The sequence below is a fragment of the Hydrogenophaga sp. genome, assembly GCF_041633695.1.
GTDB lineage: Bacteria > Pseudomonadota > Gammaproteobacteria > Burkholderiales > Burkholderiaceae_C > Hydrogenophaga.
The window spans coordinates 1-9,337 of the sequence record NZ_JBFJMY010000151.1 but is presented as its reverse complement, the minus strand read 5'-3'; the positions used below and the strand labels follow the sequence as shown (position 1 = coordinate 9,337).

The following is a 9,337-nucleotide window of genomic DNA, read 5'->3' as shown; positions in this document are numbered from 1 at the left end:
CCGTCGTCGCTGGCATCCAAGGCCGGATTGGGTACTTACCAGAGCCCGTCCATCAACCAGCGTTACAACAACGTGGAGTTCAGCCAGTTCGTGGGCGCCGAGATGATCGCCAAGAAATACGGCCAGGCCAAAGACGAGCTGGACGCGTTTGCGCTGCTCAGCCACCAGCGCGCCATCAAGGCCACCGAAGCCGGTGTGTTCGCCGACGAAATCCTGGCGTTGCCGGTGCGCGGCGCCGATGGCGTGGACACCGGTGAGATGCACACGGCCGATGAAGGCATTCGCTTCGGCGCCACCCTGGAGTCGATCCAGAGCGTGAAGCTGCTGCAAGAGGGCGGGGTCATCACCGCCGCGAACGCCAGTCAGATTTGTGACGGTGCCACCGGTGTGATGGTGGTGAGCGAGCGCGGTTTGAAGGCGCTGGGCGTGAAGCCGCTGGCCCGCATCCACCACATGAGCGTGATCGGGCACGACCCGGTGATCATGCTGGAGGCGCCCATTCCCGCCACCGAGCGTGCCTTGAAGAAAGCCGGCATGAACATCGCCGACATTGATTTGTACGAAGTGAACGAGGCGTTCGCGCCGGTGCCGCTGGCGTGGGTCAAGGCGCTGGGCGCCGATGCCGATCGCCTGAATGTGAACGGCGGCGCGATCGCGCTGGGCCACCCGCTGGGCGCATCGGGCACCAAGCTCATGACCACGCTGATCCATGCACTGGGTGCGCGTGGCAAGCGCTACGGCTTGCAGACCATGTGCGAAGGCGGTGGCATGGCCAACGTGACGATTGTCGAGCGGCTCTGACGCCTGCGCGGGCCGTGGCCCGCGCTTTTCCCGCCCGGCCAGAGTAGCCGAGCGCGTGAACCCTTTCAAAGAAGAGACAAGCATGCCGAACGAACCGCGGTCTTCCGCAGACCAGACCTTGCTCGCCGTCAACGCCGTCACGGTGCGCTTTGGCGGCATTGTGGCGCTGGATGGCGTGTCGTTCGAGGTGCGGCGCGGTGAAATCTGCGCCCTGATCGGCCCCAACGGCGCGGGCAAGAGCACGCTGTTCAACTGCCTTTCTCGGCTGTACGAATGCAACGAAGGCAGCATCGATTTTGACGGTCAGACCGTTTCCAAAATGCCGCGCCACCGCATGGCCGAGATCGGCATTGGCCGCACCTTTCAGAACCTGGCGCTGTTTCGCACCATGACCGTGCGGGAAAACGTGATGGTGGGTTGCCACAGCCGGCACCACGCCGGATTCTTGCGCAATGCTTTCCGCCTGCCGGTTGTGGCGCGCATCGAGGCGCAGGCGCGTGCGCATGCCGACGAGTTGATCGATTTTCTGCAACTCGGCGCCGACGCCGAGCGGGTGGTGGCCGACCTGCCGTTTGGCACCCAGAAGCGGGTGGAGCTGGCACGCGCCCTGGCCAGCCGACCCCAGTTGCTGTTGCTGGACGAACCGGCCTGCGGCCTGAACCACGAAGAACTGGAAAGTCTGGGCACGGTGATCCGGGACATCCGCGACCGCCTGCACGTCACGGTCTTGCTGGTGGAGCACCACATGAGCCTGGTGATGGGCATTTCGGACCGGGTGGTGGCGCTCAATTTCGGCAAGAAAATCGCGCAGGGCACGCCGGCCGAGGTGCGCAACCACCCCGAGGTGATCCGCGCCTATCTGGGCGAAACAGAAGAGGAGTCGGCATGAGTGCCTTGCTGGAGATCCAGGGCTTGCATGCCCACTATGGTGCGATCAAGGTTTTGCACGGCATCGATCTGGTGGTGCCCGAAGGCCAGGTCACCGCGTTGCTGGGCGCCAATGGCGCGGGCAAGACCACGACCTTGCGGGCCATCTGCCGCTTCATGGTGCAGACCAGCGGCAGCGTGAGCCTGGCCGGTCAGCCCATCGACAACCGCTCGACCGAACAGATTGCCAAGCTCGGCGTGGGCCATGTGCCCGATGGCCGAGGCACCTTCATGGGTCTGAGCACCGAAGAAAACCTGCGGCTGGGCTCGTATGCGCGCAGCAGCCGCGAAGGCATGGCCGAGGACATGGAGCGCATCTACGGCTATTTTCCGGTGCTGCGCTCGCGCGCTGGCCAGCAGGCGGGCACCTTGTCGGGCGGTGAGCAGCAGATGCTGGCCATTGGCCGCGCCCTGATGGGCCGTCCACGCCTGCTGTTGCTGGACGAGCCTTCTTTCGGTCTGGCGCCGCTGATCGTGAAAGACATTTTTGCCATCATGCGCCGCATCAACCAGGAGGAGAAAGTCTCCATCTTGCTGGTGGAGCAGAACGCCAAACTGGCGCTGGAGCTGGCCGATACCGCCTACCTGCTGGAGACCGGGCGGGTGGTACTGGGCGGCAGCTCGGCCGACATGCGCCGCAACGACGCGGTGCGCCGCGCCTATCTGGGTGAATAAGAAAGCCAACCATGAATGAATTTCTGCACCAGTTGCTGGCCGGCCTGGCCACCGGCGGTATCTACGCCAGCGTGGCGCTGGCCCTGGTGATGATTTACCAGGCCACGCACCACATCAATTTCGCCCAGGGCGAGATGGCCATGTTCTCCACCTTCGTTGCCTGGTCGCTGATCCAGGCCGGCTTCCCGTACTGGGGCGCCTTTGCCTGCACCGTGGTGCTGTCTTTCATCCTGGCGGCGGCGATCGAGTTCGCGGTGATCCGGCCCATGCACGACAAGCCCATGTTGTCGGTGGTGGTGGTGTTCATCGGTCTGCTGGTGATCTTCCACAGCCTGGCGGGCTTTTTGTTCGGCTACACCATCAAGCCCTTTCCCAGTCCGTTTGATCCCGACGCCTGGTACGGCAGCTCGCTGATGTCGGCGCACGAAGTGGGTGCGATTGCGGTGGCCCTGGTCATGGTCGCTTTGCTGGTGGGCTTTTTCCGCTTCCTGCCGCTGGGGCTGGCGATGCGCGCTGCGGCCCAGAACGCGGCGTCTTCGCGGCTGGTGGGCATCAACGTGGGGCGCATGCTGATGCTGGGCTGGGGCCTGGCCGGTGCGATCGGCGCCGTCGCCGGCATGATGGTCGCCCCGGTGGTTTTCCTCGACCCCAACATGATGACCGGCGTATTGCTGTACGCCTTTGCCGGCGCGCTCATTGGCGGCATCGACAACCCGCTGGGCGCGGTATTGGGCGGTTTCATCGTTGGCGTGCTGGAGAACCTGCTGGGCACCTACGTGGTCGGCACCGAACTCAAGCTGTCGGTGGCGCTCGTCCTGATCGTCGGCGTGCTGATCGTCAAACCATCTGGTCTGCTCGGCAAGACCATCGTCACCAGGGTCTGAACCAACCATGTCTTCGAGCCATTCCGCCACCCTGTCTTCCGAGCGCGTGCCCACCACCGTTCGCCCCGCCCCCCCGCGCGCCACCTGGCCCTGGATCTTGCTGCTGGTGCTGTCTGTCGCCGGGCTCACCTGGGTGCTCAAGGGCTACCAGCTGTTCCAGGGCACCATGGTGCTGTGTTACGCCATTGCGCTGCTGGGCCTGAACATCCTCACCGGCTACAACGGCCAGATTTCGCTCGGCCACGGCGCCTTTTTTGCACTCGGCGCCTACGCCGCTGCCATCGCCATGGAACACGGCGGCATGCCGTATTGGGTTGCGGTGCCGGTGGCTGGCGTGGCCTGCCTGGTGATCGGTTATCTCTTTGGCCGGCCTGCGCTCAAGCTCGAAGGCCTCTACCTCGCGCTGGCCACCTTTGCGCTGGCCGTGGCCATGCCGCAGTTGCTGAAATACAAGCACCTGGAGGCGTGGACCGGCGGCGTCGGTGGCATCGTGCTCATGAAGCCGGATGCCCCCTTTGGGCTGCCGCTCACGCCCGACCAATGGCTGTTTCTGTACGCGCTGGTGGTGGCGGTGGTCATGTTCGTGATCGGGCACAACCTGCTGTCCAGCGGCAGCGGTCGGGCCATGCGCGCCATCCGTGACAACGCGCTGGCCGCCCAAGCCATGGGCGTGGACAACCCGCACTACAAGTCCATGAGCTTTGGTATCTCGGCCGCGTTCACCGGCGTGGGCGGCGCGCTTTCGGCCATCGCGGTGCAGTTCGTGTCGCCCGATTCATTCACCTTGTTTCTCTCGATCTCGCTGCTGGTGGGCGTGGTGGTGGGTGGGCTGGGCACGCTCTGGGGTGCGGTCTTTGGTGCGCTGTTCATCATGTTCGTGCCCAGTTTTGCCGAAAGCATTTCCAAGGCCGCGCCTTGGGCGGTGTATGGCGTGGTGCTGATCGCCATCATGTTCGCCATGCCCGGTGGCGCGGTTGGCCTGCTGCGCAGCACCGCCTCGCGCTGGAAGCGTCGGGCCACCCCATGAATCCGGAACAGATTCTGGTGCGCGAGCGCGTGGGCGCGGTGGCGCTGCTGCGCCTGAACATCCCTGCGCGCATGAACCCGCTCACCTTGCCGCTGCAACAGGCGCTGCGCGCAGCACTCGCCGAACTGCGCGAAGACCGCAGCGTGCGCGCGCTGCTGCTCACCGGCACCGGCAAAGCCTTTTGCGTGGGGGCCGATCTGGGTTCGATGTCGCCGCCCGAGAACGGCAGCCTGGGCCAGCAGACCGCTGACGCGATGGAAAGCCTCTCGAACCCGCTCATTGAAGACTTGCGCACCCTGCCGTTTCCGGTGGTGAGCGCGGTCAATGGCGCCTGCGCCGGGGCCGGGGTGGGCCTGGCACTGTCGGCCGACGTGGTGGTGGCGGCGCGCTCGGCGTATTTTTACCTGCCTTTCATGCCGCGCCTGGGCATCGTGCCCGACCTCGGCAGCACCTGGTTTCTCGAGCGTTTTGTGGGGCGTGCACGTGCGCTGGCCTTGTCGTTGCTGGGCGATCACCTGAGTGCCGAGCGGGCCGAGCAATGGGGCCTGATCTGGTCCTGTGTGGACGATGCCCAACTGCCAGATGCGGCACTGGCACTGGCACAGAGCCTGGCCGCGCTGCCCGCGCACGCGGCGCAGGAAATGCGGGCCGTGTACGAAGCGGCGGGCCGGCAGACCCTGCCGCAACAACTGCGGTACGAAGCCGAGCGGCAGCGCGAGCTGATCGACCGCCCGGCGTTCGCAGAAGGCGTGCAGGCTTTTCTGGCCAAACGCGAACCGGTGTTCCCAGGGCGCTGAGGCCCGGCGCACTTGCCAAGGGCCGCGCCCCTTGGCCGCAGGGTCGGCAGCGTGTCTCTGATCCCCGCTACAGGCGTTTCGAAGGTGTTTGCGAGCCAGCGGGGTGCGCCCCAACTGTGTGCGTACCGTGGGCATTTCGCAGGCTCGCCGCACCACGGCTTGCCACCTTGCTCCCAATATCGTCAGTTACGACGATTCGGGTCCGGGCCTCGCTTCATACGATCGGGGTCGAAGCCCGACCAGCCGCCATTGGGGACCGGCCGGGGCGTTCGACCCCCCAAAACATCCAAGATGGAGACAAGCATGCGTTCTTTCACCGCTACCGGTCGTCGCCGGTCCTTCCACATCGGCGCCAGCCTGCTGCTGGCCGCCTGCCTGCCGTTCTCGGCCCAGGCGCAGAAAGCCTACGACCCCGGCGCCACCGACAAGGAAGTCAAGCTCGGCAATCTGGTGCCGTATTCGGGCCCGGCCTCGGCCTACGGCACCATTGGCAAGGCGATGACCGCCTATTTCGACAAGGTCAACGCCAGCGGCGGCATCAACGGCCGCAAGATCGAATTCATTTCCGCCGACGATGCCTACAACCCCGCCAAATCGGTGGAGCAAACGCGCAAGCTGGTCGAGCAGGACGAGGTGCTGGCCATGGTCGGTTCTCTGGGCACCTCGCACAACATCGCGGTTCAGCGCTACCTGAACGCCAAGAAGGTGCCGCAATTGTTCTTGTCCACCGGTGCCAGCCGTTTCGGTGATCCCAAGAACTTCCCCTGGACCATGGGCTGGCAGCCCACCTACCAGGCCGAGGGCAAGGTCTATGCGCAGCACATCTTGCAGAACAACCCGAACGCCAAGATCGCTGTGCTGATGCAGAACGACGATTTCGGCAAGGATTTCTACAAGGGCTTTGTGGATGCGCTGGGCGACAAGGCCAAGACCCTGATCGTTTCGCACCAGACCTACGAAGTGACCGATCCGACCATCGATAGCCAGATGGTTTCGTTCAAGGCCTCGGGTGCCGACACCTTCTTCAACATCTCCACACCCAAGTTCGCCGCCCAGGCGATCCGCAAGGCGGCCGATATCGGCTGGAAACCGGTGCAATACCTCTCCAGCGTGTCGCAGTCGATGAACGCGGTGCTCAAGCCAGCAGGGTTCGAGAACGCGGTGGGCATCATCACCTCGACCTATCTGCTTGGTGCCGACGATCCGGCGGGCAAGGGCAACAAGGATGTGGACGAGTACCTGGCGGTGATGAAGCAGTACTACCCCGCAGGCGATCCCTACGATACGTTCAACGTGATCGGCTACGCCACCGCCGCCACCGCAGCCCAAGCGCTGCGCCAAGCGGGCGACAACCTGACACGTGAAAACCTGATGAAGCAGGCCGCGAACCTGAACTTCACGCCGCCCATGCTCTACCCGGGCATCGACGTCAAGACCTCGCCAACGGACTACTATCCGATCGAGAAGAAGACGCTGCAGCGTTTCAACGGCAAGGCCTACGAGGCGTTTGGCCCCATCTTCGGGGGCTGAGTCCACGCAAGATCGGCAGCACGGCGACGGGCGCTTCGGCCTCTCGCCGTGCAAGCCATTTCATGGGCCTGCGTTTGAAGCCATGGCCCGACCCCATACCCCACAACCCCCACCATTCCCCCCACTCTGGAGCCACCCCATGCTTGGATTGATGCAGGATCGGCCGCTGCTGATTTCGTCACTGATTGAACACGCCGCCACCTTCCACCCCGAGACCGAAATCGTCTCGCGCTTGCCCGAGGGGCCGGTGCACCGCACCAACTGGCGCGGCATCTGCCTGCGCTCCAAACAAGTGGCCAACGCCTTGTCGGGCCTGGGTATCCAGCCCGGCGATCGCGTGGGCACGCTGGCCTGGAACTCTTACCGCCACCTGGCCTTGTATTACGGCGTCTCGGGCAGCGGTGCGGTCTTGCACACGGTCAACCCGCGCCTGTTCCCGGAACAGGTCGACTACATCATCAACCACGCCGAAGACCAGGTGCTGTTCTTCGACATCGGTTTTGCGCCGCTGGTGGAGCAACTGGCGCCGGCCTTGAAATCGGTCAAAGCCTTCATTGCGCTGACGGACCGGGCCCACATGCCCGACATCCAGGTGCCCAACCTCTTGTGCTTCGACGAGTTGATGGATGCACAAAGCGCCGAGTACGCATGGCCCGAGCTCGACGAGAAGAGCGCGTCTTCCCTGTGCTACACCTCGGGCACCACCGGCAATCCCAAGGGCGTTTTGTACTCGCACCGCTCCACCTTGCTGCACACGCTGATGGAGCTGGCGCCGGACACCTTTGGCATCAGCTCGTCCGAAACCGTGTTGCTGATCGTGCCCATGTTCCACGCCAACGCATGGGGAACCCCATACGCGGCCGCCATGGTGGGGGCCAAGCTGGTGTTGCCTGGGCCGCACCTGGATGGCGAGAGCGTCTACGCCTTGATGCGCGACGAGAAGGTGACCTTCTCGCAAGGTGTGCCCACGGTCTGGATGATGTTGTTCCAGTACCTGGACGCGCACAAAGAGCTAGACGCCCGCTCGCTGGGCATACGGCGTATCGGCATTGGTGGCGCGGCGGTGTCGCGCGGCATGCTCGAGCGTTTCGAAGGCGAGTTCGGCGCCGAGGTGGTGCAGGGCTGGGGCATGACCGAGACCAGCCCGATTGGCGTCATCAGCAAGTTGCTGCCCAAACACGACAACTGGGCCGGTGAAGAACTGGTCAAGCTCAAGCTCAAACAAGGGCGTGGTGTCTGGGGGGTGGAACTCAAGATCGTGGACGAAAGCGGCCAGGCCCTGCCCTGGGACGGCGTGGCCTTTGGCCACCTGCACGTGCGCGGCCCCTGGATCGCCAGTGGTTACTTCCGGCGCGAAGGCGGCGAGGTGCTGGACCAAGAGGGCTTTTTCCCCACCGGTGACGTGGCCACCATCGATCCCGATGGCTACCTGCAACTGGTCGACCGGGCCAAGGACGTGATCAAGTCCGGCGGCGAATGGATTTCCTCCATCGACCTGGAGAACACGGCGAACTCGCACCCGGGGGTGGCCGAGTCGGCGGTGATTGGCGTGGCCCACCCCAAGTGGCAGGAGCGCCCGCTGTTGGTGGTGGTCAAGCGCGCAGGTGCAGAGCTGGATGGAGCGACCTTGATCGACTACCTGTCGACCCGGATCGCAAAGTGGTGGTTGCCCGACGACGTGGTGTTTGTCGACAGCCTGCCCCACACCGCCACCGGCAAGCTGCTCAAGACCAAACTGCGCGAACAGTTCAAAGACTACAAGTTGCCGCTTGCCTGAGCGTTACACAGGCGAGCGCTGCACCACCGCTCTGGGCCGTGGTGCAGCGCTGGCACCCGGTCTACTCGCCCACCACGGCGGAGACGCCACCGTCCACCGGCAGCAAGGTGCCGGTGATGTGTTTGCCCGCGTCCGACGCAAACAGCAGCACCGCACCCTTGAGCGCCTCGTCGTCGCCCACGCAGCGCAAAGGCACGCGCGCCACGATCGGCTCCAGCGTGTCGGTCTGCAGCAGGTGGCGCGTCATCTTGCTCGGGAAGACGCCCGGCAGGATGGCGTTGACCGTGATTCCGTGCGGGCCCCATTCACAGGCCAGGGCCTTGGTCAGACTGGCCACGGCGCCCTTGCTGGCGTGGTAGGCGGCGGCCTGCATGGAGCGCGCGCTGCCTCCGAGCGCTGCGGTCGAGGCGATGTTGATCACCCGGCCCTGCTGCCGCGGCAACATGCTGCGCCGGGCCACTTCGCGGGTCAGCAGAAACACGCTGCGCAGGTTCAGATCCAGCACCTTGTCCCAGGCGTCCATGGGATGCTCGGCGGCGGGCGCACCCCAGGTGGTGCCGGCGTTGTTGACCAGAATGTCCACCGCGCCCATGGTTTTCAGCGCGTGCTCCGCCAGGGCCAGTGTCTGGCCATCGTCGCTGCCATCGGTGGCCAGCCAATCCACCTGGTGGCCAGCGCCGCGCAAGGCTTCGGCGGCAGCCACCAGTTCCGCTTCTTTGCGCGAACTGATCATCAGGCGAGCGCCGGCCTCGCCCAGGGCATGGGCCATCTGAAGCCCCAGCCCGCGCGATCCGCCGGTGATGAGCGCGGTGCGGCCGCTGAGATCGTGCAGTTGTTGAATGGTTCGGGTGTTTTGCACGCGGGTCTCCGTGGATGGTTGCTGAAAGCTGCACAGGCTACGGCGGTGTATTTCTGGCGG

At 64.8% G+C, this 9,337-nt stretch carries 9 protein-coding genes; 8 read left to right on the top strand and 1 reads right to left on the bottom strand.

The window, feature by feature from the left end; genetic code table 11:
- The 8 genes from ABYB95_RS11180 to ABYB95_RS11145 form a co-directional block, all read left to right on the top strand.
- A partial coding sequence (locus tag ABYB95_RS11180; protein WP_372658596.1) for an acetyl-CoA C-acyltransferase occupies window positions 1-801 on the top strand: 801 nt, incomplete at its 5' end.
- An 82-nt stretch (window positions 802-883) separates the two neighbouring features.
- Entirely contained in the window at window positions 884-1,690 is an 807-nt protein-coding gene (locus ABYB95_RS11175; protein ID WP_372658595.1) for an ABC transporter ATP-binding protein, read from the top strand.
- Window positions 1,687-2,403 (top strand): ABC transporter ATP-binding protein, encoded by a 717-nt coding sequence (locus ABYB95_RS11170; RefSeq protein ID WP_372658594.1) that lies wholly within the window; start codon window positions 1,687-1,689, stop codon window positions 2,401-2,403. Before ABYB95_RS11175 ends, ABYB95_RS11170 begins: the two co-directional genes overlap by 4 nt.
- 11 nt (window positions 2,404-2,414) lie before the next feature.
- Window positions 2,415-3,287, top strand: a complete 873-nt coding sequence (locus tag ABYB95_RS11165; RefSeq protein WP_372658592.1) for a branched-chain amino acid ABC transporter permease — start codon at window positions 2,415-2,417, stop codon at window positions 3,285-3,287.
- 7 nt (window positions 3,288-3,294) lie between these two features.
- Window positions 3,295-4,314, top strand: a complete 1,020-nt coding sequence (locus ABYB95_RS11160; protein ID WP_372658591.1) for a branched-chain amino acid ABC transporter permease — start codon at window positions 3,295-3,297, stop codon at window positions 4,312-4,314.
- A complete protein-coding gene (locus ABYB95_RS11155; RefSeq protein ID WP_372658590.1) occupies window positions 4,311-5,111 on the top strand; it encodes an enoyl-CoA hydratase-related protein in 801 nt (266 codons plus the stop codon). The genes ABYB95_RS11160 and ABYB95_RS11155 overlap by 4 nt, the downstream gene beginning before the upstream one ends.
- A 303-nt stretch (window positions 5,112-5,414) precedes the next feature.
- The gene (locus ABYB95_RS11150) at window positions 5,415-6,641 is read left to right on the top strand and encodes an ABC transporter substrate-binding protein (RefSeq protein WP_372658589.1); all 1,227 of its coding nucleotides are present in this window, start codon (window positions 5,415-5,417) and stop codon (window positions 6,639-6,641) included.
- 139 nt (window positions 6,642-6,780) lie between these two features.
- Entirely contained in the window at window positions 6,781-8,418 is a 1,638-nt protein-coding gene (locus tag ABYB95_RS11145) for a 3-(methylthio)propionyl-CoA ligase (protein WP_372658586.1), read from the top strand.
- A gap of 61 nt (window positions 8,419-8,479) precedes the next feature.
- Here ABYB95_RS11145 and ABYB95_RS11140 read toward each other — a convergent pair whose 3' ends face one another.
- Complete coding sequence (locus ABYB95_RS11140) at window positions 8,480-9,277, bottom strand: SDR family oxidoreductase (RefSeq protein WP_372658584.1); 798 nt, start codon at window positions 9,275-9,277, stop codon at window positions 8,480-8,482.
- Window positions 9,278-9,337: the final 60 nt, after the last annotated feature.

Excerpts from the sequence above, each read along its gene's own strand:
- ABYB95_RS11175 (WP_372658595.1), top strand. The coding sequence starts at position 884 with ATGCCGAACGAACCGCGGTCTTCCGCAGACCAGACCTTGCTCGCCGTC.
- ABYB95_RS11170 (WP_372658594.1), top strand. The coding sequence starts at position 1,687 with ATGAGTGCCTTGCTGGAGATCCAGGGCTTGCATGCCCACTATGGTGCG.
- ABYB95_RS11165 (WP_372658592.1), top strand. The coding sequence starts at position 2,415 with ATGAATGAATTTCTGCACCAGTTGCTGGCCGGCCTGGCCACCGGCGGT.
- ABYB95_RS11160 (WP_372658591.1), top strand. The coding sequence starts at position 3,295 with ATGTCTTCGAGCCATTCCGCCACCCTGTCTTCCGAGCGCGTGCCCACC.
- ABYB95_RS11155 (WP_372658590.1), top strand. The coding sequence starts at position 4,311 with ATGAATCCGGAACAGATTCTGGTGCGCGAGCGCGTGGGCGCGGTGGCG.
- ABYB95_RS11150 (WP_372658589.1), top strand. The coding sequence starts at position 5,415 with ATGCGTTCTTTCACCGCTACCGGTCGTCGCCGGTCCTTCCACATCGGC.
- ABYB95_RS11145 (WP_372658586.1), top strand. The coding sequence starts at position 6,781 with ATGCTTGGATTGATGCAGGATCGGCCGCTGCTGATTTCGTCACTGATT.